The organism is Paraburkholderia caffeinilytica, from assembly GCF_051027425.1.
Classification (GTDB): domain Bacteria; phylum Pseudomonadota; class Gammaproteobacteria; order Burkholderiales; family Burkholderiaceae; genus Paraburkholderia; species Paraburkholderia caffeinilytica_A.
Genome location: NZ_CP186553.1, coordinates 1,680,087 through 1,705,154, shown reverse-complemented (window position 1 = coordinate 1,705,154; position 25,068 = coordinate 1,680,087). Strand labels below are relative to the sequence as shown.

Annotated in this window: 7 protein-coding genes; 2 read left to right on the top strand and 5 right to left on the bottom strand. The window is 62.8% G+C overall.

Translation table 11 applies throughout. The features are described from left to right. Position 1: 1 nt before the first annotated feature. Entirely contained in the window at positions 2-1,534 is a 1,533-nt protein-coding gene (gene gspE, locus ACOSV0_RS28015; RefSeq protein WP_434116174.1) for a type II secretion system ATPase GspE, read from the bottom strand. A 17-nt stretch (positions 1,535-1,551) separates the two neighbouring features. Further along, entirely contained in the window at positions 1,552-3,882 is a 2,331-nt protein-coding gene (gspD, locus tag ACOSV0_RS28010; RefSeq protein ID WP_434115630.1) for a type II secretion system secretin GspD, read from the bottom strand. A gap of 781 nt (positions 3,883-4,663) precedes the next feature. On the opposite strand from gspD, the gene ACOSV0_RS28005 reads away from it, so the two are divergent. Further along, positions 4,664-5,974: a substrate-binding domain-containing protein gene (locus ACOSV0_RS28005; RefSeq protein ID WP_434115629.1), complete on the top strand. Its 1,311-nt coding sequence runs from the start codon at positions 4,664-4,666 to the stop codon at positions 5,972-5,974. A gap of 184 nt (positions 5,975-6,158) precedes the next feature. Continuing rightward, positions 6,159-7,487 carry a substrate-binding domain-containing protein gene (locus ACOSV0_RS28000; RefSeq protein ID WP_434115627.1) on the top strand — a complete coding sequence of 443 codons (1,329 nt, stop codon included), beginning with the start codon at positions 6,159-6,161 and terminating at the stop codon, positions 7,485-7,487. Between the two features lie 160 nt (positions 7,488-7,647). Here ACOSV0_RS28000 and ACOSV0_RS27995 read toward each other — a convergent pair whose 3' ends face one another. The 3 genes from ACOSV0_RS27995 to ACOSV0_RS27985 form a co-directional block, all read right to left on the bottom strand. Next, positions 7,648-20,238, bottom strand: a complete 12,591-nt coding sequence (locus tag ACOSV0_RS27995) for a filamentous haemagglutinin family protein (RefSeq protein ID WP_434115625.1) — start codon at positions 20,236-20,238, stop codon at positions 7,648-7,650. Positions 20,239-20,539: 301 nt separating this feature from the next. Beyond that, positions 20,540-22,816, bottom strand: a complete 2,277-nt coding sequence (locus tag ACOSV0_RS27990; protein ID WP_434115623.1) for a tetratricopeptide repeat protein — start codon at positions 22,814-22,816, stop codon at positions 20,540-20,542. Continuing rightward, the gene (locus ACOSV0_RS27985; RefSeq protein ID WP_434115622.1) at positions 22,813-25,065 is read right to left on the bottom strand and encodes a tetratricopeptide repeat protein; all 2,253 of its coding nucleotides are present in this window, start codon (positions 25,063-25,065) and stop codon (positions 22,813-22,815) included. The genes ACOSV0_RS27990 and ACOSV0_RS27985 overlap by 4 nt, the downstream gene beginning before the upstream one ends. Positions 25,066-25,068 lie beyond the last annotated feature (3 nt).

Here is a 25,068-nt window from a genome sequence, read left to right as displayed (position 1 = left end):
GTCATTCTCCGCCTGTCACCCGTAAGACTTCTTCCAGCGAGGTTGCCCCCGACGCGAGCCAGCGGTTGGCGTCCTCGCGTAGCGTGCGCATCCCCGCCGCCCTGCCGGTCGCCAGAATCTCCGCGTCGGCCGCATTTCTATGGATTAGCGATGTAATCGCGTCGTCCACCAGCAACAGTTCGTAGACACCGCGCCGTCCCGCATAGCCGGAGTGGTTGCATTTTTCGCAACCCACCGGATGCCACTGTTTTTGTTTTCTCTCAGGTTCTTCTTGATTGTGTTTTCTCTCAGGCTCTTCTTCGACACGTTCCACTTTGCACGCCGGGCATAGCTGACGCACCAGCCGCTGCGCCAGCACGCCAAGCAGCGACGACGCCAGCAGATACGGTTCAACGCCCATGTCAGTCAACCGGGTCACGGCGGATGCCGCGTCGTTCGTGTGCAGCGTCGCCAAAACAAGGTGACCTGTCAGCGATGCCTGCACCGCGATCTGCGCGGTTTCCAGGTCGCGGATTTCACCGATCATGATGACGTCCGGGTCCTGCCGCAAAATCGAGCGCAGCGCTCGCGCGAAGGTCATGCCGATCCGCTCGTTGACCTGCGTCTGACCGATGCCGGACAGGTCGTATTCGATCGGGTCTTCGACCGTCATGATGTTGGTGGTCGCGGTCTCGAGCCGCGACATCGACGCATACAGCGTGGTTGTCTTGCCCGAGCCGGTCGGGCCGGTTACCAGCACGATGCCGTGCGGTTTGCCGATCAGCTTGTCGAACCTGGCGAGCGTGTCCTGCGCCATCCCTAATCGCTCCAGATTCAGCCGCTGCGCGTCCTTTTCCAGCAGACGTAAAACTGCGCGTTCACCGTGACCGGTAGGCAAGGTGGAGACACGCACATCGACCGGGCGTCCGCCGACGCGCAACGTGATACGGCCGTCCTGCGGCAAACGTTTCTCGGCAATGTCGAGCTGCGCCATGATCTTGATCCGCGAGATCAGCGCGCCGTGCAACGCTTTCTTCGGCCGCACGACATCGCGCAAGGTGCCGTCGACGCGAAAGCGCACTGCGGAAGAAGTCTCGAACGGCTCGATGTGAATATCCGAAGCCTGTTCGCGCGCCGCTTGCGTGAGCAGCGCATTGATCATGCGGATGATCGGTGCATCGTCTTCCGATTCGAGTAGATCCTCGATCTCGGGAATGTCCTGCATCAGTCGCGACAGATCGACTTCGCCTTCCACTTCGCCGACCACTTGCGCCGCGCTGCCGTCCTGACGCGCGTAAGCGTGGTTGATCGCCTGGGCCAGTTCGTCGGCGGGCATGCATACCAGCGTCAGCCCGCCCGCGTGGCGCGCAACCTCGGCGACTGCCGACATCGGTGTGCGTTCGCTGATCCAGACTTCGAGCGTACCGGGCGCCGGGAGTGGATGCTGGTTCACGATCAGGATCTGCCCGGTGCGCGCAAAGCCATAAGGCAGCATGCGCAGCGTGTCGACCGGCGCACCCGCACGGGGACTCCTGAACGGACCGGGAGAAGTCATAACGGGCGCTTCGGGCGTCATGGCTGTGTCCGTTCGACGTTAGCGGGTTGCGACGCGCTGGGTTGTGACTCGTTAGGTTGCAGCGCGTTGGGTTGCGACGCGTTGGGCGCAGACGCATCGGGCCGCACCGGCGCCGGACGCGACATCCGGTTCAGGTCGAATATCCCCTCCGCCGGCGGGACGCCCTGTGCAGGACCCGGCGCAAGCGGCGGCAACGCCGGGCTATCGTGATCGCGCTCGATACGATTGTCCGACTGGTAATCCCCTGCCTGCTGCCTCAGATAGTCGTAACGGTTTTCGGAGATGCTCGCCGTGGTCTGGGCATCGCGAATGATCACCGGACGCAGGAACACCATCACATTGGTCTTCGTGCGGTTTTTGTTTTCAGCCCGAAACAGCGACCCGATGACCGGAATATCGCCCAGCAACGGCACCTTGTTATTGCCTTCGGAATAGTTGTCCTGGATCAGCCCGCCGAGCACGATGATCTCGCCGTCGTCGGACAGCACGGTGGACTGCACCGAGCGCTTGATGATCGTCACGCCGCCCTGGTTATTGACGGAGGTCGGGTCGACCGACGAGTCCTCCGAATAGATCTGCAGCTTGATGGTGCCGCCCTTCTCGATCTGCGGCTTCACGTGCAGCACGATACCCACGTCCTGCCGGTCGAATGTATTGAATGCGTTCACGCCGGTACTCGACACCGCCGTCGCCGTCGAATACGAACCGGTCTGCACCGGCACGTTCGAGCCCACCACGATCCGCGCCTCCTCATTGTCGAGCGTGATGAGGTTGGGCGACGACAGGATCGACGCATTGCTGACCGTTGCCAATGCCTGCACGAGCGCGCCGAGCCCGAAGAACTTGCCGAAGTTGTGAATCAGCCCGATGTTGATGCCGTTGTTCAGGAGCGTCGTCACCGCCGCCGTCGACAGGTTCTGGCTTATCGTCTGCCCCTGTGCGGTCAAGTTGACGATGCCCTGACTCGTCGACGTCGCAAAGTTGGTGCCGCCGTAAAGCACATTGTTGCCGCCGCTGGACTGCAGCGCGCCCTGCCACTGCACACCCAGGTTCGCCGCGGACGTCGCACTCATCTCCACGATCATCGCTTCGAGATAGACCTGCGCGCGGCGCACGTCGAGTTGTTCGATGACGTTGCGGATATTCTGGTAGAGCGGCTCGGGTGCGGTGATCACGAGCGAGTTGGTGGCGGCATCCGCCTGAATCATGCCGCCGCCCGTAGAGTCGCTGCCGCCGCCGCGCGCGGCGGCGATCAGGCCGCCCTGGCTGCCGGATGCGTCGCTGCCGCCGCCCGAGCTGCCGTCGGTCGTGCCAGGCAATGGCGGCACCCCTGCGGTGCCTGTCGATGAATTGGTCCCGGTCCCGCTTTTGCTCGAGGTCCCGCCGTTGCTCTGGTTGAAGCTTTTCGCGCCGGACTTGTCCGAGTCACTGCCGGTGTCACCACTGCCCAGCCCCATCATGCCGCGCAGCACCTTGGCAAGATCCGGGGCGTTCGCATTCTGCAATCGCACGACGTGCATGTTTCCAGGCACACGCGTGGGCGCATCGAGCTCCGCGATCAGCGCCTTCGCATCTTTGAGCCGGCCAGGGTCACTCGCACGCAGTAGCAATGCATTGATGCGCGGATTAGCCGTGACCGACACCTTGAGCGTTGCATCGGTGTTGCCGATGCCGCTCGGGTCGAGCATCTTCAGCACGACCGGCGCGAGGTCGACGGCGCTCTCGTGATTGAGCGGCACCACGGCGATCTTTTGCGAGGATCCCGAGTCAACGCCGGCGATGATGGAAGCGATACGCCGGATGTTGTCCGCGTAGTCGGTCACGATCAACGTGTTGTCGCTCGCATAGGCGGCGATGGTGTTGTTCGGGCTGATGAGCGGCTTGAGCACGGGCAGCAGGTTGGTCGCGGACTCGTTTCTCAGCCGGAAAACCTGGGTGATCACATGATCCCCGCGCGCTTGCGGCGTGTTGCCCACGTAGGTCGGCACACCTTGCAGTTTCGCATCGGCTTCGGGCACGACCTTCAGGATGCCGTTATCCCGCACGAGCGCGAAGCCTTGCATACGCAACGCGGCCTCGAGGGTCTTCAGCGCCCGTTCCTTGCTGACGGGGTTGTCCGATACGAGGTTGAGCTGCCCCTTGACGCGCGGATCGACAATGATCGTCGTGTCGGTTGCGGTGCCGATCGCTTTCGCGACCTGACCGATGTCGACATTGGAAAAACTGAGATTGACCTGGGCCTGGGCCATCTGTGCAAACAGCAGGTTGATTGCCAGCACCGTGCAGGCAACAGGATGACGCCGGGAGCAGGAGCGTGTGCGTGTCATAGACCTGGGGTTCGATGCCGGCACGACAGGCGGGCCGAGACGGACGCGCCTGCTGCGTGCATCGACTGCTCGACACACACCCCGCAAGTCAGCGTATGGTTTTCTGGTCCGTCCTGTTCTGCTGAACTCTCAACAGGCGGATTTACCGGGCAAAGACTAAGCAGTGAACCGGAGCAAAAATGTGACAGATGTTGGGTACCATTTTTGTCGCTCCTGCGAATAAATCTTTTCCCGACGGGAGTTGCGCGCTTAAAAACGCTTCACAAAAATTTAATCTTCATTTCGAATGACATTGGCGAGATCTTTTGATATTTAGCGGTGACTCTCCGGGAATATTTATTGGATGAAAACGTTGTCTTATTCATTTCGCATCGAACTTCGCACATTGAACGATCAGGCAGCGTGTTACGGATCTTTTGTCGCAAAGTTGACTTAAATGAAATTCGCCCCACGCGAATCGTCGAAGCACTAACGGTCTCTTGAGCAGGCATTCTGGAGGTAACGGACGCGCGCGATGTCCCGGCCGCTCCTGCCTCCGCCAACTTTTGCTCTCCGGTATCTACAACTCAATATTTGCGATTGCGCAATTCGCATGACGCATTCGGATAGCCGGTATTGCCAGTGTTTCAATGCTGAATTGGAACCGACAAAATGTTGGGTACCATCCGTTACTAAAAATTCACACGCCGCCCGTGAAATTCCATCTAAATTGATCACGCAGTCGACGCAGTACGCGACTGCAATCGCTGGCTCCCATTTATCTTCGTTCCAAGGAATTCTCATGAAATCCAGTAAGCGCAAGATTTGTCAGGTTCTCGCTCTCGTTATTTCGGGTATCGGCGCATCGGCCGCTATGGCTGCAGGCCCGCTCGTGCAAGGTGGCGGTTCGTCGCTCGTCGCTCCGACGATCGGCAACCCCGGCCTCACCGGCACCGAAATCGGTCTGTTCGGTACCACCGAAGGCACGTTCACGTACTACTCGGTTGGCTCGGGTGCAGGCCAGAACGCGTTCCTGGGTAACCAGCCGACGTTCCTCAGCCCCGGGCTGACGGGTACTGTTGACTTCGCCAACAGCGATGCCGCGCTGAGCGCCTCGCAACTCACGGCCTATAAAAGCGGCCTGGGCGCAACCAATGGTCCGCTGATCCAGATTCCGTACATCGTCACACCGATCACGGTTCCGCTCGTCAACGGTCCGACTGTCACCAGCACGACCACGCCGCAAACGACGCCGGGTCAGACACACAGCATCGCGCTGAACGACAACGACCTGTGCGGTATCTATTCGGGCAAGATCACGAACTGGAATCAGGTGATCAATCCTGAGACCACGTCGGCCTATGCCTTGAGCGCGCCGATCTCCGTCGTCTACCGTTCGGACGGTAGCGGCACGACCGAATTGCTGACCCGCCACCTGGCCGCCGTGTGTACGACCGCCAACACCGCTACGGGTGTCACGTTCGTCGACTCGCTGACTTTCACCGCATCGTTCCCGAGCGGCGTACCGTCGAATTTCGTCGCGGCTTCGGGTAGCGGTGGCGTTCGTACCTCGCTAATTTCCCTCTCGTCCGCCGGCACCGCCGCCGTTGCTTATCTGAGCCCGGACTACACGAACACGTTCCTCGCGCCGTCGAGCACGGTCGTGACGCCGACGGGCGCACTGCAACTCGCGGTGGCCAGCCTCGTCAACACGAACCAGACCCCCGCTGTGTACTACGCGCCGACGTATGCGAATGCTACGACTGCTCTCGGCTCTGTCGCGCCTCCCTCGACCAAACTTACAGCATCTAATCCGGCGAATTGGGTGCCTGCCGCAGGCAATCCCGCATCGGGCTATCCGGTTTCTGGAACGAGCCAGATCATCTTGAGCCAGTGCTACGCCGCCTCCACTGTCAAGACGGCTGTGCATGATTTCCTGAACGACCACTACACAAACGCCAGCTTCGCTTCGATCGTTCACGGCAATGGTTTCGACACTGTGCCGTCCACCTACCAGACGGCGATTTCGAACGACTTCCTGAGCAATGCCAGCACGTTCAACCTGGACATCGGCAACACAAGCGTTTGTACGGGAACCGTCACCGGCCGTTAAGCGATCGGTGGAATAGTACTTTCGCTGTACATCTGAACTGCGTCCCTGGGCAACCAGGGGCGCAGTTTTTTTACTTGAGCCACCGTCGTCGATCGTCCGCCGGCCATGTAATCCGGAAGCCGCATCCTGAGACTTCACATCTATCACGCGCAAACTTCATTTATTTTTTCAAAAGGTAAATTTCATGAAATCCAGCAAGCGCAAGATCTGTCAGATCCTCGCTCTCGCGCTATCAGGCGTGGGTACAGCTGCGGTCGCGACCGCAACTCCTCTCGTACAGGGCGGCGGTTCGTCGCTCGTCGCCCCGTTGCTCGGTAATCCCGCTGTCGTCAACTCCGAAATCGGTCTGTTCGGCACCAGCGAAGGAACGCTCACGTATTACTCGGTCGGCTCAGGCACCGGCCAGAACGCGTTCCTGAATAACCAGCCGACGTTCCTCAGCCGTGGGTTGACGGGTACGGTCGACTTCGCCAACAGCGACGCCGCACTGACCACCGCGCAGATCACCGCCTACCAGGCGGGCCTCGGCCGAACCAATGGTCCGCTGATCCAGATTCCGTACATCGTGACGCCGATCACTGTTGCACTCGTCAACGGCCCGGCCGTGACCAGCACGACCACGCCGCAAACGACGCCGGGTCAGACACACAGCATCGCGCTGAACGACAACGACCTGTGCGGTATCTTTTCGGGTAAGCTCACATACTGGTACCAGGTAATCAATCCGGAAACAAGCTCGGCGTACACGACGTTCAACATTCCGATCACCGTGGTCTACCCTCAAGAAGGTAGCGGAGAGACTGAACTCCTGACACGCCACCTGGCTGCCGTGTGTTCGACCGCCAGCACCGCTACGGGTGTCACGTTCGTCGACTCGATGACCTTTACCGCATCGTTCCCGAGCGGCGTACCGTCGAATTTCGCCCCAGCCTCTGGCAGCGGTGGCGTCCGCAACGCGTTGACGTCCCTTTCGTCCGCCGGCACGGCGGCTGTTGCCTATCTCGGTCCCAACTGGACCAACACGTTCCTTGCGCCGTCGAGTACGGTCGTGACGCCGACGGGTGCACTGCAACTCGCAGTGGCCAGCCTCGTCAACGCGAATAACCTCGTGTACTACGCGCCGACGTACACGAGCGCGACAACGGCGCTGGGCAATGTCAGGGTTCCCCCCACAAAACTTACCGCCTCCAATCCGGCGAACTGGGCACTAACCTCTGGCGCGGCTTACAGGAGCCTCAGCAACCCCGCATCGGGTTATCCGGTATCCGGTACTAGCCAGATCATCCTGAGCCAGTGCTACGCCGATCCCGCTGTCACTACGGCCGTGCATAATTTCCTGAACGACCACTACACCAACGCCAGCTTCGCTTCGATCGTTCACGGCAATGGCTTCGATACCGTACCGTCTAGCTACCAGACGGAAATTTCGAACAGTTTCCTGAGCAATGCCAACGGGTTCAATCTTGACATCGGCAACACAAGCGTTTGTACTGGGACGGTCACCGGTCGCTAAGTGGTCTGGCAAACTGGGACTTTAGCTGTTCATCTTCGAACTGTGGCCTTGAACCTCCAAGGCCACAGCGCCTTCGTCGCGTAACGTTTCCTGAAGCCAACAGACAAACGAAACTCCGATGCGCAATCCGTCAGTCAAACTGACGACCTCTACGCCCCTTTCAGATCTTGCCCAATCGCGCGCGTTCTTCCGGGCTCAATGCAGACCGCTGAGCAGCCCCAACCGGACCGAAGCCGAGAATCGATACCGCACTAGACGAATCGTAGCTGACCTGCCCCCCCCGCTTGTGCTTTTTCGTACCGTCATCTCCGGCGTCCCCAAAACCCTCTACCTGTACGGTAATGGTCCACCGTCTGGGGCCGACACCCGACGCATTGTTCTTCGCAAGATCCTGCGCCATCTGGCTGGCTGCCGATGCAGCCGAGCTAGCCGCCGTCAGCGCGCCCGTATTGACTGCCTGAACCACCGGGATGCCCGTCGATGTCCCCTGCACCTGGATGTTGTCGACGTTCGCCACATGAAGTGCCGCCACGTTCAGGTTACCCGACACGCGAATACCCGCGTCGCCCGCATCCACCGTGCCACGCGGCGCGATCAGGTTCGCGTTGCCCGCTGGCGCACCCGGCACTGTCTGCAGCGTTGCAATACCTGCCCCCGTCACCTCGCCACGCACATCCAACGTACAGTAGTGGTTCGCATCACACACATAGTTCGGCGCAGGCGTGTCGGCTGACGACTTCGCTCCCTTGCCGGCGTTGATGTCGCCGTTCGAACTCCACATCGTGATGTTGCCGCCCTGCTCGGTGAATATCCGGCTCTGCGCGAGCAGCACGCTCTGGTCGGTGAAGACATTGATGTCACCCTGCTCCAGCGTCAGGATACCCTGCGTGCCGGGGCCAGCCACGACCTGGCCATTGCCGTTCACGATCGCAGGCGGCGCCGAGGTACTGCCCACCAACGCCTGCCCGCCCGGCCCCAGGATCGTCACGTTCCCACCCTGCTGCGTCTGGATCGTCGTGCTGCGGATATCAAGGTTGCCGGTATCGACCAGTTTGTTCGCGCCGTTCACCCCACCACCCAGACTGTTGGCCGTGTAACCCAGCGAAGCCGGAAACAGCGTATTGATCGCCTGGTAACCACGTGCGTACTGCTGGTAGTACGGGCTCGCCTGATTGTTGTAGTCAAGGCCGACCGTATTGAGCACACTGAACAGCACCTGTTCGGCGAACAGTTGCTGCACATAGACTGGTAGCGCCTGAAACTGCTTCCATGCTTCGTCAGACGTCAGTGTGCCGACCTTCTTCTGCGCCGCGGCCTTGTCTGCTGCAAGTCCCGTATCGACACCTTGCCCTGCGTCGTACTGCTCCATGAACGCGATCAGCGCCGAGGTCGCGCTGGGAATGCCCGCCACCGTGCTGACCGGGTCAATGTAGGTCGAGATGAACGCAGCATTGTCGACGCCCGGCCCCACTCCGAACAGCACATTGACGTTCGCGCTCTCGTGCGGCAGGTTCGGATTGTTGGCGTTACCCACCGCGTCAATGCCGGTGATCGCGGTACCTGGATAGCCAGAGCCCAAAGCCGCGTATAACTGTGCCTGACTCGTAAGCGGACCGATATTCCTTCCAGCCTCGACATTGAAAGTACCAGGACCACCGAGTACCAGTGCCGGTATTGCCCCGCCGCCGTTGTTTGGAACTGGTGTGTCGTAAATATCGCGGCCCGCAACGATGCGGGTGATATCCGCGCTACGCAGGTTCTGCCCCTGGAACGCCAGGTTCACGATGTCCTGTCCAGCCTGAATCAGTGCGGACTTATCGACGACGAGCGGAATCAGCTTGTCGTAGAACCCGGCATTGCTACCAGCCGTTTCGAGAATCCCGTCGACGATGCTGCCGTTCAGGCTGTAGACATGCGCAGGCACGGTATCGTCGGCATGGAGTGCGTTAGCGGCATGCGCACCCAAAGTCGTTTCAGTCAGAAGGGGAATATTGGCGTGAGGATTCGTCGGTGATGGCATCAATGACGGATCCACATCGAGCATACCGAATACTGGACGTGAGCCAGACGTCGCACTTGAGGCTAATCCATTGAGACTGGAGAAATTGATCGATTGATCCGCTATCAGATTCAGGTTTCCGGAAGCCGACGGGTACAGTTCGCCGCTCGATGCCACTGTAATGCCGCCGCTGAACGCTGCCAGATTCACGGTCGCCGGCAAGACGAACGACATATCGTTCAATCCCGGCGTCGTGCTGCTAACACCACCATCAATCAGATCGATCCTGTTCAACGAGCTCATAATCACATCGCCGGTCGTCGACAAGACGCTTACTGAGGATGTCGGAGAGTATCCCTGCGCGTCCGCGTACTGCCCATAGCCAAACAGCAACGTACCGCTTTGCACGTATGACGGATCGAACACGCCTCCGATGTTTGCCCCCTGACGCGCATTGACGTTCAGCACGCCATCCTGTGTCGCCAGCAACGTGGCCACTTCTGCAACCAGCGGCTGTCCGGGGGCCTGCGGCGGGACAGCGAGATCCGCTCCGATCTTCCCGCCTGCAGTGATCGCTCCCGTCCCTTTCGCGACAAAGTAATCGCCGCTCAGGATGTCGCCGCCCGCGCGCACCGTCAGATTGCCGCCGCCGACCGTATTGACTGTCGGGTTATCTGTGTTCGCTCCAGTCAGATACCAGGTAGTCGGCAACGACACGGCCAGGTCGGAGATATTCCCGCCCGCCAGCACGGAAACGTTCCCCCCTACGCTCATGACGCCCTGGTCAAATGCGCCAAAATTGATCGACGTCTGAACGATCTGCGATTTCGGATTGCTTGCGCCCACCAGCCCTATCGGGTTGCCAATCTCCATCCATTGCCACCAGAACTGGCTGATGCTGTTGCCGGCCTGTCCCGTCACGGCACCCGTCGCATCTGTTGTGTATTCAACGCCCGTAATGTCGCCCTGTGCGCGAATCGAGATGTCCCCGGCGGAATCAGGGTTCACACTCGGCGTAACCAGGATATCCGGATTGCCGGTCCCTGCCTGCAGGACCTCGACATTGCTGCCAACTGCAGGCGCTGTCGCTGACGGCGCACCTGCCGTGTAAATGACGCCAGGGACGACCATCACACCCGGATCGTTCTTCGGCGTTGTACTTGCATCAAACAATGCAATTCCGTTCGCCGCCGCCACATCAATGGAGCCGGTGCCGGTGCGAATCATCGTCGGCGAGAGCAGCGCGCGCCCGTTAGCGTCCACATAGGCAAAGTAGCCGCCGAAGATCACGCTTGCGTTATCCGACGTGCCTACTGAGGCCGGTGCCGCTTGCAAGGCTAGCGGATTCGTGCTGTTCAGATCGGCACCCGCCACCACCCGGAACGAACTACTCGCGCCGCCGGCCAATGATGCGGAAAGAAGCGGAATGGGATTCGCTGCAGTGGCGACAGGCGAAGGCGTGTTATCGGTCTCGGCCGGCACGCTGATCGTCGCCGTCGTGATCACCGCGACCGGCTGAACAGCCGGCGGTACGACCGTGTCCACCAAAGGTTGGGTATGGCTCTTCACATCGAACTGAGCGGCCTGCAAAAGATACGTTTTGTACTGGTTCAGATAGATCAGATACGATCCAGGGTTGACAGCCTGCTCTGAAGCGGAGGGGGCAACCGGCGCGGCAGGCTGCCCCACCTGCACTTGGGCGCTGCTCCGCAAAGTGCTAATGACGTCGATAGTGTCGAAACTCGCAGCATTCCATCCGAGCGTGGAAGTTAGCGTGGTCGCGGGCTCAGCCAGATAACTTGCATACGCGGCATACAACGCGTAATACTCCGCTATTTCGTCAGGCGTCCCACCAGTTGGTTGTCCCGGCCCAAAAACCAGATTGTGGTTGGCTCCAGATCCTTGACTGCCAAAGTAAGAGATCCCGTACCCGTAACTTGCGAACTGCCCCGCTGGCGTGGTGTAGATCGTCTGCGCCGCGCTAAATGTCGACAGCGGCGGTACAGGAATCGTCCCACCACCACCCAACGGATTCGCAATCTGGAAGAAGCCATCGGTCAAGCTTGCCTTGACCTGGACGTTGTTCTCGGCCCGGAACGTGATGACGGGCGCCTGCCCGTTAAACCGGAATGCCAGATCCGTCGGCGACGTGCCCGCGCCCAGATTCCAGTTCGTCAGGATCGAGATATTGCCGTTGTTGATCGCCGTGCTCGGATTGTCCAGCTCGACGCCTGGCACCACGTGGAAGTTCGCTATGTTCGTCGTCGCGAACTGGGCAGCGACGCCGGCCACCCCATTCTCGACGAAGTTCATCAGCGTGCCAGGACCGGCAACCGTACCGTCGCTGTTCAGCGCATATCCATAGAAGCCCTGATGATCCGCATTGACCGCCGTCGGTGCAAAGAAGTCGTTCGCCAGATAGGTGGCAAACTGATCCGCCGTCGGATTGGCCAACGCGTTGCCCTTCTGGTCCGTCCACGTACCCGCCACCATCCCTGGCTGCCCCGCACCTGCGACGCTATCGCCATACCATCCCGCCGGATCGACAATGCCGTCGAAATGCTGCGCGCCGGTACTCGGATCAGTGGTGCTCCACACCGCGTACGCTTCCAGATTGACGCTGCGCGCGCCCTTGATCTGCGCGCCGGGCGCGAGCGTCACGTTCACACCGCCGTTATCCAGCAGCGGTGCCCGAAAGCTCACCGTGCCCCCCGACAGACCACCCGCCGTACCGCCCGATACATCGATCACCGCGTTATTGCCGAGCGTGATCACGCCCGAGTTTGCCGCCGAAATATTCTCGTAGCCATAAGTCGGATTCACCGTCACCGTGCTGCCCGGCGTTCCCGTTGTGTCGATAACCACCGTGCCGCCGCGCTGGGTCGCGCTCGAACCGGTTGCAATGAGCGAGCCTTCCACATCCACGCCGCTCTTTCCATACAGGCCGATCTGCCCGCCGGCGACACCCGCCGCATTGATCGTGCCGAGAATCTGCACGTTGCCGTTGTTCGGATCCTGCCCACCTGCGCCGCCGTCCGCGGTCAGCGACACCGCGTGCGCGGTCAGCGTGTTGCCCGGCGACAGCGTCAGGTTGCCCGCTTTCGTCTGGATCGCGATCGACTGATTCACGCCGCTTGAAGCAAGCGTGCTCGCCAGACTGTCGAGGTTGGCAGCGCCGCCCGTGTTCAACGACAACGACCCGCCTGCGTAACCCGTCGCCGCGCCGCCCTTGAGCGTACCGTTCAGGTTCACCACCTGATCCGGCGCCGACAGCGTCAGACTACCTGCCGCCCCGCCGCCGCTCGCGCCCGAGAAGTCCAGTGTCGAACCCATCTGCACATCCACGGTGCCGGTATCGGCAGTGAGCGTAATCGCACCGGCCGGTGCGTACTCCGTCACGTCGAAGAACTGCTTCGACACGCCCGCCGAACTCAGCTTCGCGCCGCTGCCGACCGTCAGGTTGCCGGTCGTCGCTTCGAGGCTCACATTGCCCGCGGGCGCCGCGAGCGTCGCGTTGTCGTTAATCGTGCCGCCGATAAAACTCCACGCGCCGCCCACCGGCGTAATCGTCAGCGCCGTGCCCGCTGCGTTGTTGAGACTCAGCGCGCCAGTCGTCTTCACGGTGGAAGCCGAACTCGTATCGGCCAGGAACACCGGCGCACTGAGCGTCACCGGCAGTGCGCCGAAGTCGAACGTGCCGGTACCCTGCCCGACAATGCCGCCCGTCGCATTCATCGTCACCGCGCCGAAGCCGCTCGCCGTCTTGCTGCCGGTGCCGAAGTCGATCTCCTTCGCGTTGACCGTCAGCGTGCCAGACCCGGCGGTGCCCACCGGGGCCGGCGCACCGGTCTCGTTCGTGAACGCGATCTGTTGCGCGTTCAGTGTCACCGCGCCACCGTTACCCGTGAAGGTGCCCGCGCTCAGGTCCACGCTGTTGCCGAACGACGCGTTCACGTCGCCGACGAAATTGATCGCCCCGCTACTGCGCAGGATCACCTGTTGCGCGTTCGCGAGTTGCGCGAGTCCGGCCGGATCCAGTACGAAGCCCGGCAGACCCGCGGCGGCCGCACTCGTTTCGTTCGTGAACGTGATCGCCGAGCCGTCCGCCGTGATCGCCTTCGCCGACAACACCGCGCTCGGATCCACCTTCAGGTCGCCCGATGAATCGAGCGTGAGCGCCTGACCACCCGTGAGCGTTGCACCCGCACCCACTGTCAGGAGGCCGGTTCCGGTTGCCCCGCTGCGCGTGAGCGTCGTCATCGCACCGTCCGACACGCGCAGCAGCGCGCCGTCGCCCGTGATCGCGATCGGCAGATCCTTCGACGCGGGGTAGCTGCCGGTTGCCGTAATCGCACTGCCCGCATCGACCCGCAAACCGTTGACCGCGTTCGGATCGGTTCCCGTCGAATCCGTCTTCGTGACCAGCATGATCTCCGGACCGCTGAGCGCGCTGCCGGCACTGTTGGAAACGACCACGCTATTCGCGATCGGATTGATCGTGATACCGGCTGTCGTGGCACTACGTGTGCCGCCGATCAGCAGGCTGCCGGCGTTGAGCGAATCGAGCGCATCGGCGCCGATCTGCAGATAGCCGGCCAGCGCGGCCTGGCCATTGCCGGTGATCTGGATATCCTGCGACGCGATGTCGACCTCGGCGGGGGCGCCACCGGTAGCGGCAGCCGTATTTAGCGTCGCGCCGAGCGTGAGCGCCTGCGTCGCCGCCAGCACCAGTTGCCCGCCGTCGATGGGCAGCGGCGGCGTGACGTTGCCCTTGCCCGCGGCCAGGGTCGGGAAGAAGGTATTGGCGCCCGTCAGCGTGTACTGCGAGTACTGCTGCCAGACCGCGCCGGATTGCACGTTGAACAACGTCGGCGTCGCGCTGCGGCTGCCGCTGAGTGCGTCGGTAAAGTAACCGGCCGTGACCACGGTACCGTCGGGCTGCACCTGGCTCGCGCCTGGCGCGACCGCACCCGTGGCGCTCGACACTGTCACGCGATAGGCGCCGGGCAGCGTCGCATATTTGCCCGGCAGCAGCGTATAGACGCCTGCGGCCAATCCGGGCACACCGGACAGGTACACCGCCTGCCCAACCGCACCGTTGAGCGACGCCTGGCCGACGCCGTCGCTCAGCGTGGTGGTGCTCACCGTGCCGTTCGCATTGGTCGACGGCTGCAGCGTTTGCGCGAGTACCGGATCGTATGCTGCTACCGGCGACTGCGCGCCCGGCACGATCGCGTAGACATTGCCGGCATTGGCGTTCACCGGAATGGCGACACCGCTCGCGCTCGACGCGTAGCTTACGTTGTATTGCGACAGCACGTCACGACTGCCGCCGGTACCGGCCACCCATTCGGCCGCCTGCAGATTGCCGCCGCCCGACAGGTCGATCGTCGCACCCGGATTGAGCGATACGCTGCTGCCGTTCACGCCGACGAACTTCGCCGGCGGCGCTGTCAGGTCCGGCGACGTGGTGCCGGCCACCGGGTTGAACTGCCACTCGACGCCGTCGACCGTCGTGCCGTAGGGAATCGTGGCGTTACCGTTCGACACCGAAGTGACGCTGCCACTGGCCAGGGCGACCGAGTCTGTTGCCACGAGCGGCAGGTTATTGAACTGGGTCAACGTCGCACTGTTCGTCGGGTCGCCCACGCCGAACACGAGTGTGCCCGACGGTGCGCGGACCGTGCCGCCCTGCACGATATTGGTCGCGTCGACAAGCAGCGTGCCGCCCGCCGACAACGGCACACCGGAGGCGCCGTTCGATTCGAAGGTGATCGTCGTCGGCGTGGGCTTGCCCGTTACCGGATCCGTGGGCCCAACCGCGTCGAGGACGAAGGTGCTGCCCGTCGCGGGATACAGGTCCGCCGCCCGGAAGGTCAGGTTGCCTGGCGTGTACAGTTCGCCCGCAATCAACGCTCCTGTGCCCGCTGGCACTCCGTTCGTCGAACTGAGCCGGATATCACCGCTGCTGGTGAAATTCGCCTGGGCGAAATTGTTCAGTTGAACCTGATTCTCGATATCGATGAACGACGCGCGTACGTTCAGCGTGCCATCCGCAGCCGCACGCACCGGCACCATGTCGGTGGATTGAGGCGTGAACAGAGGGCCGACCAATGCCACATAGGGGGCGTTGATGGTCACATCCGTACCCGTTGTGGTCGCCGCAGGCTGCGATGCCAGCAACGACGACAGGCTGGCCTGCTGCGGCGGCAGCCATTGTCCGGTAACAGGATCGACCGTCGGCAACAGACTGGCGAGCTGCCCGCTGCCCAGCGCGACAACCTGGCCCGCATTGACGATGACGGCCCGGCCCAGGTTCAGGTCGACGTTGCCGGAGAAAACGACCGGCACCGTCCCCAGGCTTGGCGTGCTGGCGGTACCCTGACTGCCCAGCACCAGTGTCGAGATACCGGACCCGTTCAGACGGTCGGCCGCGAACTGCAGCACCCCAGTGGGCGAGCCGACCGCATTGACAAAGCTCTGGCCCGGCGCAAGACCTGCCGGCACCAGATTGCCGCTTTGCTGAATGACAAGCGCGCTCGCACCCTGCTGGTTCGATCGTTCGGGCAGGATCGACAGCGTCCCGCCCTGCGCCTGGCTGGCGCCGGGCTGTGCCTGCAACGTGCCGTCGAAGTACAGTCCACTGGCGGCGGCCAGCGTGATCGAGCCCGCGTCGCTCCACACCGGCTGCGACGCATAAGTGCCGTTCGCCTGCAACTGATCGAAGCTCGCCGATGCGCCTGACGCGTTGATCAGCGACCCTGCCTGCGCGACTACGTAACCTGCATCGCCCACGATCGTGACCGAGCCGCCGGGCAGCACCTTGCCCGTGTTCGGCGTGAAGGTCGTCAATCCGCTCTTCACCGGTGTCGCCAGCGGGTTGGTCAGCGCCACGCCGGACACGTCGAGCACGGCATCCGCGCCCAGCCACACCGACTTGCTCGGGCTGGTGAACGTAGTCCCGCTGTTCTGTCCGCTTAGCAGATAGGGCCCACCGCTAACCGCATTCAGCGAGATCGAGCCGCCTAGCGCGATCAGCGAACCCAGCACTGTCACCTGCGCGGGCGAACCCAGTCCAATGCTCGCGCCCGCATCGCCGACGATCGACGCGCCCTGGCCAACCGTGATCGTATTGGTTACGCCAGCAAAGGCAGCCGTGTTCCCGACGTTGTCTTTCCAGACCAGATCCCCGCCTGCTGTCATCACGAGGCTCGTGGCCTGGCGATGGTAGGCGTCTAGCGTGCCGGTGGTCACACCGCCCGACGACAGGCTTGCGCCCGTCGCGATCTGCTGCAGCGTTTGCGCGTCCGGCATCAGGTTCTGCTGGGTCAGGCGTACGGTCGCACCCGGCGCGACCGACGCATCGTACAGTGCGTTCAGTACGTACCTGCCGAAACCCTGCTGCGCAAAAAAATCCTCAGGCAGCACCGTATCCCAGGCCGCTGCCTGCGCCGGATCGCCGCCAATCTGGAACCCCAGCGCCTGCAGTGTCAGCGTGCCGCCGCCCGAAAAACCAGCGCTGTCGATGGTGCCGCCCAACTCTATCCTGCCCGCTTGCGGCTGGCTGGACGGCAGGATGGGCGCGCTCGGATCGCCGCCGTATTGCGAGGACGCCCCGGCGGAATACGTCAACAACGACAGATTGCCGCCAAGCCCGGCGGGAATGCCGTTCTGCATCAGCAACTGCCCATTCGGCAGCATCTCACCACCGCTGGATACATCGATCAGGCTGCCCGGTTGCAGGATGATCGAACCGGTCGTGTCGTTATGACTCGACCCGTTCGCACTGCTGGGTACCGTCGCTAGCGTAATGCTGCCGCCGTTGATGTACTGGCTGTTGCCCGGCGTGGTGCCCGCTGCCGCCTGAGTGTCGTTGTTGACCCATTGGCCCGCAACACTCAGTGAGCCGCCGGCTCCGACGACGATATTGCCGCCAGCCGTGATCGCGATCGTGCCCGCCGGCGCGCTCAGCCCACCCAGGATACTGTCGCCTGCTCCCAGTGTTTTGAACGTGATCGAACCGCCAGGCTGCATCTGCAATTGCGTACCCTGCGCCACGACGACGCCTTTGCCGGACCCAGTGTCCTCCGTGACGTTCAGCTTCGCGAAGCCACCCGAGTTCAATACGTCGACCGGCACTACCGTCGTTGCCAGCACGTTGTTCGGATCGGTGCTGGACAACGCGCTCAGTGCGGCTGCATTGATCGGCGTAGTGGCAGAAAAACCTGGCGCAAGGTCAGTGAGTTGCGGTGCGTCGTCCTGCAGGATCACCGTACCGGTCTGTCCGTTGAACGACAGGTTGTTCGGTTGGGTCAGGTCGACGAGCGCACTGCTGCCCAGAGCCGGATCGGCGCCGAGATTGAACGTACCCCCTGTCGGCAGGCTATTGCCCTGCACCTGTTTCGAGCCGCCGAACGCCTGCGCGGTGATGTCGCCGTTAAGCACCAGCGCCTGCGTCGCGTAGAGGTCGAGCGTTCCCGCATTGCCGCCCACAATGTAGTCCGGCTGATATACGCCCCCTGTGGCAAGCGCGTTGTACCAGGTCTTCGTGATGCCCCAGCGCGGATGGCTCTCGGTGAATTGCCCGGCGATCCCGACGTACGTATCGTTCGGGCTCGCCTGACCGATCGGCACAATCACGCCGTTTGCGTCGATCAGGCGGGTCGTGTTCACCACGCCGCCGTCGTAATGCACGTACCCGCCGTTCAGGTTCATCGACGAACCGGCCGCCGTCATCACCTGGTTGCCCGATAGCGTGATCGTGCCGCCATTGGTCAGCAACTGGTCTACCGTGCGCGGAATCAGGCTGACATAGCCGGCCAGATTCAGGATCGGACTGCCAACCCACTGCAAGCCGTCGGCATTGGTGCCCGACAGCGTGCTGTCGACCACCACGTTCTTCAGGCCGAAAAGAAAACCATTGCGCAGCAGCGGCGAATCGGCCAGTTCGTTCTGGCCGATGCGGGGAATCGTGACCAGCGTATCGGCAACCGGCAACTCGACGTTCGCGAGACCCGACACGTCGATCGTCGCGCCGTCGTCCAGGTAGATACGGCCGGGAACCGCCGTTTGCCCCGGAGGTGTCGGACTGCTCAAGGCGGACGGCGTGAGTGCGACAACGGATACGCTCGAGCCCGGCGCCTCGATCAGCGAACCACCCTCGAACCACACCGAACCCGCCGTCATCGAGATACTGCCGGGGGTGAAGATCGTACCTGGCGCGGAAGTCGCAGTCTGGCCGTCCGTATCCGGCATGACGGTCGTCACGGAGCCGGGACCGAAGCTCAGCAGACCGGCACGGTGCGTGGTGTTCGCGTCGTTGCCTGTCACCTGTGAAAGACCCAGGTACTTGTTGCCTGACGGATTGTTCGAACTGTACTCGTCGACCGTCGAGATCGTGATGGTGCCTGGCGTGTTCACGCTCGTGGTTACACCCACTACACCATTTTGCGCCACCTGACTGCCCAGCAGATTCACGTTGCCGCGCGCGGCCTGAATGATGCCGGTATTGGTCAGCGTGCCGGCCGGCGTCAGGTCGATCGTCGCGCCATTCTGGCCGGTCGTGACAATCTGCCCGCTCAGTTCGGGCAGCAGCACCTGCGGATAGGCCGTTGCCCCTTTTTGATTGGGTTTGAGACTGACACCCACGCCCGCTGCCAGCACCACCTGACCATCAGTGGCGGTGATGTTCCCGCCATTGGTCACATTCGGCGCAGCCACCAGTACGAAGCCGCCGTCACTGGCCGTGCCGTTCTTCTGCGTCGTGATCGACGCACCCGGCGCGATCGTGATGTCGCCCCAGCCCTGATACTGGCTCGCCGAACTCAACGCGACCTGATTGCCAAGCCCCAGCACCTCGTTTGGAATCAGGCTATTTCCCTGCACACCGCTCGAACTACCCGATTCCTGGTACGCCAGCCCACCAGTCGTTCCGGCCGGCAGACTCAGGAACTGCTGGTTGCTCGCCACGATGCCGGCGACATCCTGCGCGAGGTTGCCGACGACCACCGGGTTGCCATTGACCAGTGCCTGGTTGTAGTCGTTCATGTTCAGCAGATCGAGCGACGACGCCACCAGCGCATGCACATTCACCTGCGACCCCGCACCGAACAGAATCCCGTTGCGGTTGATCACGTACACCGCGCCTTGCGCCTTGACACTACCCAGAATCTGGCTCGGCGCACCGCTCGGATCGTTGATACGGTTGAGCACCGCCCAGTTGTTCGCGCCGTTTGTTTGCGTGCCCGCCGACTGGTCGAAATTGAGCGTGGTCTGTTTGCCGACGTTCATCGTCTGCCAGGTCAGGATCGCGTTCTGCCCGGTCTGCGTGATGTCGACGTTCACGTGACCGCTGCTGTCGACGCTCTGCGTCGGTGCGTTCGCGTTGTACCAGAGCACCGCGTTGTTCGTATTGGCGGTTGCCGCCGTCGGCGCGCCCTTCGAATCGAAACTCAGCCCCGGCGCCACCTGCAGCCCGCCCGGCGTCAGGCCGTTCGGCACATTCGACGCGGTCGCAGCGGCCGCAGCGGCCTGCTGCGCGGCGATCTGTGCGGCGATGCCTTGCGCCGCGCGTCCCAGGTTCTGGATCGACGGCTGGCTTGCCTGCAGCGCCTGCTGCGGCGAGACGCCCAGGTTGGCGGTACCCGAACCGCCATAGCTTCCGCCGCTACCCGCCGCCACGCGCGCACCGACCTGACCCAGATTCACGATGCCGCCGGCATGCGCGTGTGCCGTCACGCCTGCGGCGAGCATCAGCGCAATCGCCCGGTAAAGCGGTCGCAGATCCGATCCCGGGACAAACCGCGAACGATGGAGGTCCTGTTGTCGTACTATGCGTGCGCGTGCTGCCATTCTCTACCCCGAACTCAAAGAATTTGACGGCTGAATCGATCGCGTCGAATCCGACGCCAACGCACAGCCTTGAATGTCGATTGCCTGTGGCAGGCAACCAGAATCAGTAGAAAATACGCAGCCCGCATGGCAACGAGATGGCGGGTGTTACGGACCACCATGCCGCCTCAAAAGGTCCGTACCTTTTGTCATATGAGCATGGTCAAGCCGGGTCGCCGACGGTCTGCAGCAGCCCAACCAGCGCCTCCCTGACGTGCCCGATCACGGCAGGCCAGTCGCCCGGCCTTGCCTGCCTGAAAAGCTTTGCGTCCGGATACCACGGACTGTCCTCGCGCTCGAGCAGCCAGCGCCAGTCGGGCACGCGCGGCAAAAGAACCCAGACCGGCCGTCCGACGGCGCCGGCCAGATGCGCCACCGACGTATCCACCGAAATCACCAGATCGAGCGCCTCGACAAGCGCGGCGGTATCCGCGTAGTTCGCGAGCGCATCGCCAAAGCTCAACATGCCGCTTGCCGCAAATGCCTCTGCATCGCGCGGCCTCACCTGCGGCTGCAGACTCACGAACGTCGCATCGCAGGTAAGAAGCGGCGCGAGCGCACCGAACGGCAGCGAGCGGTTTTCGTCGTTGTTGTGCCGCGGATTGCCGGCCCACGCGAGACCGATCTTCAGCCGTTTCGGCGAAGCCGCGGCATCGAGACGCCGCACCCATGCTTCGCGGCGCACCGCATCCGCCCGCAGATAGGGAATCTCAGCGGGAATCGTGTCGAGCGTGGTGCGCAAGGCAAGCGGCAGACTCATCAACGGACATTGCAGATCGAATGCAGGCGTAGCGTCGGCTTCGGTGACGATGCGGCTTACGCCGCGCAACGAACCGAGCAGCTCCGCGAGCGCGGACGGCACTTCCAGAATGACTGTCGCCCCCTTCTGTTCCACGAGGCTCGCATAACGGCAAAACTGCAACGTGTCGCCGAATCCCTGTTCGGCGTGCAGCATCACCGTCTTTCCCGCGACAGACTCGGCACCCAGCCATAGAGGCCGGTCGGCATGACGGCGGCGCAACAGCACGTCGGACGCCTGCCAGCGCGTTTCGTGCTGCGTCCAGCCGGCCTCGAAATCTCCCATCAGCAGACGGCAAAACGCCTCCGACCGCCGCGCCCCGCCGTGATGAGGATCGTGTTCGCAAGCGAGCAGGAAGTCTTCGAGCGCGGCCTCGTGCTTGCCAAGCTGCTGCAATGCCACGGCGCGTGTAAACAGACCTGGCGCACTTTCCGCGGGCGCCTGAGATGCCGCGGCATGGCTCGCGAGTGCCTCGTCGAAGCGTCCCAACTGCTGAAGCGCAAGGGCGCGGTTGTACAGGAGTTCGGCGTGCGCGCCGGTAATCGAGAGCGCGCGATCATAGTGCTCGATCGCCGCTTCCATATCTCCCAGCGCCCTTAGCGCCGCAGCGCGATTACGCAGCGCATCGATATGCTCCGGCATACGCGCAAGTGCTTCAGCGTAGGCCCCGGATGCTTCAACGTGCCGGTCCAGTCCGAGCAACGCATTGCCACGCCCGACCCATGCCGCCACGTTGTCCCGATTGCGCGCGAGCAAGCGGTCGCAGCGCCGCAGCAGTTCGTCACGCTCATGCAGCAGATCGAGCGCCACACAACTCGCATACAGCAACTGGTCGTCGCCCGGCGCCATGACCAGCCCTTCGTCCAGCCAGGCCAGCGCCTCGGCGATGCGGCCTAATTCGGTCAATACCACGCCGCACCAGAACACGAGCTCCGGCGTCTTGCCGCGAATGACCATGGCCAGCCGATAACAATGCAATGCCTCTTCATACCGGGGTAGCGCTCGCAACGCATGGCCGCGTTCGACGTACGTCGCCGGATCGTTCGAATCGATCCGCAACGCGCGATCGAAACTGATCAGCGCATCAGCCGGCCGGCCCAGTACTCGCAGCGCTTCACCGCGCTTGCTCCACGCCGCCGCAAGGCCGGGCTCCCGTTCGAGTGCGCGCTCGTAGGCAATCAATGCGTCATCCGGCAGTGCGAGCGCCAGCAGCGCATCGCCGCGTGCGGTGTTGGCCGCCGCATGCGCCGGATCGAGCCTCAGCGCTTCGTCGAGCACGGCAAGCGCTTCCCGATGGCGGCCCACGCCGGTAAGCGCCGCCCCATGATTGGCGAGATTCCAGGGCTGGCGCAACCCGAGTTGCATCGAGCGGGCAATCAGCGGTTCCGCACGAACGGCGTCGCCCTGGCGAAGATGGACAAGCCCAAGCAGATGCAGCGCCTCGACACTGTCGGGCGTCATGACCAGGACGCCCTCGTAGAGACGCTGCGCGCCGGCGAGGTCTTTCCTCTCCAGCAGCCCACGGGCATTTCGCAGCGCATCGTCGATCGCCGCGCGCAAGGCGCTTGCGTTCGTGCCTGCTCCCGTGCCTTGCTCGAGCGCCTGAGCCGGCTGCTGCCGGATCCCCTGGTGGCGGTTCATCGCACGGCTCCCTGCACGATCAGCGGCAGTGCCGCCTTGATCTGTTCGACGACCGGCGCCCACTTTCCGGCTTCCGGTTGGCGGCACAGTCTTGCCGTCGGGTACCACGGGCTATCTTCGCGCTCGAGCAGCCATCTGAAGTCGGGCGTGTGCGGCAGCATCACAACGAGCGGACGGCCCAGCGCGCCTGCCAGATGCGCCGCGGACGTATCGACGCTCACGACACAATCCATCAACTGGGTAAGCGCAGCGGTGTCGGCGAAATCCGCGAGATGTTCGCCGACGGATCGGATAGGACTCGACGCAAGCGCGGCCTGGTCCTCGTCGCGAATCACTTTCTGCAGGCTCACCCACTCGTACGCATCGTCCAGTAGCGGCAACAGGTCGGTCAGCGCCATCGACCGGTTGCGGTCGTTCAGATGCTTCGGATTGCCCGACCACACGAGGCCGACTCGCGGGCGCGCGGACGGTCCAAGCCGCTCTCTCCAGCGCTCGACACGCACCGGATCCGCCTGCAGATAGGGCACGTCCGATGGAATCGTCGGAATGTGGGTCTGAAATTCGAGCGGCAGACTCAGGAGCGGGCAATGCAGATCGAACGGCGGCAGCGGCGCGCCGCGTTCGACGAGCACATCCACGCCATCCAGGCTCTCCAGCAAGGCTTTGAGTTCCGTGGGCGACTCGAGGACGACCCGCGCCCCCAACGCCTTGACGAGCGACACGTAACGACAGAACTGCAGCGTGTCGCCGAGCCCCTGCTCGGCATACAACAGGATCGTCCGGTCAGCGAGCGGCATCTCTCTCGTCCATCTCGGCTGCGCAAATTCACGCCGGCTCGTGTCGAGTTGCGCGTCGCGCCAACGCCATTCGTATTCGGCCCAGCCCGCTTCAAAGTCACCGATCGACAGGCACAGAAACGCGCGCAGGCAGTGCGCCAGCACATAGTCCGGATCGATCTCGATCGCCTGCGCATAGGCTTCTTTCGCCTCTTCGTGGCGGCGCAGCGCACGCAGTGCATTGCCGCGATGAAAATGCGCGAATTTATCGCGCGGAGCAGTTGCCAGTACCCGGGCAAAATCCTCCAGTGACTCGTCATAGCGATGCGTTTCGAGCAGCACGCGGCCACGCGCGAACCACGCCGGCAGATAGTCCGGATCGACCGTCAGCGCATGCTGACAGGCTTGCCATGCATCGTCGTAACGGTCGATATGCATCAACGCGCTGGCGTAGTTGCATAACACGCCAAGGCTATCGGGCTCGACTTCAAGCGAACTCGCGTAGTTCGCAGCGGCCTCCCGGTTCCGCCCGACGTTGCTCGACGCGTTACCGCGATTGGCCAGCGCCATCGCGTGCTTCGGTGCAATCGCAAGCACACGGTCACAGCGCGTAATCGCCTCGTCATGCCGCCCCAACTGCTCGAGCGCGACGGAACTGTTGAAGATCGCATCGACGAAATCCGGACTCGCCGCGATCGCCCCGTTGAAGTCCGCGAGCGCGCGCTCCGGTTCGTTCAGATCGAGAAACGCCACGCCCCTCAGGAACATGACTTCGGCGCTGCCCGGCGTGATCGACAATGCGTGACCATAACTGTCCGCGGCTTCCCGGTACCGGCCGAGCGCGCGCAACACCAATCCTCGCTCGCGGTGGCCTTCGAAGGAACGCCCGGTCAGCGCAAGCGCACGATCGCAATCCGTCAGCGCATCGTCGAAGCGCCCGAGCGCGCGCAGCATGTCGCTCCGCTTCAGGAAACCGTCGGCAAAAGCCGGTGCAAGCTCGATCAGCCGATCGTATGCCGCAACAGCATCCGCATGGCGGCCCAATTGCGCCAGCAGACCGGCGCGTTGAAAAATGGCGCGCTGATGGGCGGGATTGATCGCCAACGCTTCGTCGAGGCGAGCAAGGGCGTCGTCTTCACGCCCCAGGCCGGCGAGCACGGCCGCGTAATTGGCCAGTGCCAGCGGCACCGGCTGACGTTCGATCGATGCCCGCATCAGCGTTTCGGCCTCGGCAAGCCGCCCCTGCTGAAAACGTACGGCGCCAAGCAGATGCAGCGCTTCCGAATGCTCCGGATCGAACGCCAGCAACTCACCGTACGCTTTCTCGGCCTGCTGAAGCGAGCCCTCGGAGTGTGCCTTGCGCGCCCGCAGCAGCAGCCTCTCGAGCCGTGCGCCGTCGGGCTTCGGGACGTCTGGCGGCCGCGGCGAAATCGTTGGTATCGCGAGCGTCGTCCCTTCCCCGTTCGAAGTCATTGT

What these genes read in the sequence shown, in the direction of transcription:
- ACOSV0_RS27995 (WP_434115625.1), bottom strand. Translation starts at nt 20,238, where the DNA reads ATGCTCGCCGCAGGCGTGACGGCACACGCGCATGCCGGCGGCATCGTG.
- gspD (WP_434115630.1), bottom strand. Translation starts at nt 3,882, where the DNA reads ATGACACGCACACGCTCCTGCTCCCGGCGTCATCCTGTTGCCTGCACG.
- ACOSV0_RS28000 (WP_434115627.1), top strand. Translation starts at nt 6,159, where the DNA reads ATGAAATCCAGCAAGCGCAAGATCTGTCAGATCCTCGCTCTCGCGCTA.
- ACOSV0_RS27985 (WP_434115622.1), bottom strand. Translation starts at nt 25,065, where the DNA reads ATGACTTCGAACGGGGAAGGGACGACGCTCGCGATACCAACGATTTCG.
- ACOSV0_RS28005 (WP_434115629.1), top strand. Translation starts at nt 4,664, where the DNA reads ATGAAATCCAGTAAGCGCAAGATTTGTCAGGTTCTCGCTCTCGTTATT.
- ACOSV0_RS27990 (WP_434115623.1), bottom strand. Translation starts at nt 22,816, where the DNA reads ATGAACCGCCACCAGGGGATCCGGCAGCAGCCGGCTCAGGCGCTCGAG.
- gspE (WP_434116174.1), bottom strand. Translation starts at nt 1,534, where the DNA reads ATGACTTCTCCCGGTCCGTTCAGGAGTCCCCGTGCGGGTGCGCCGGTC.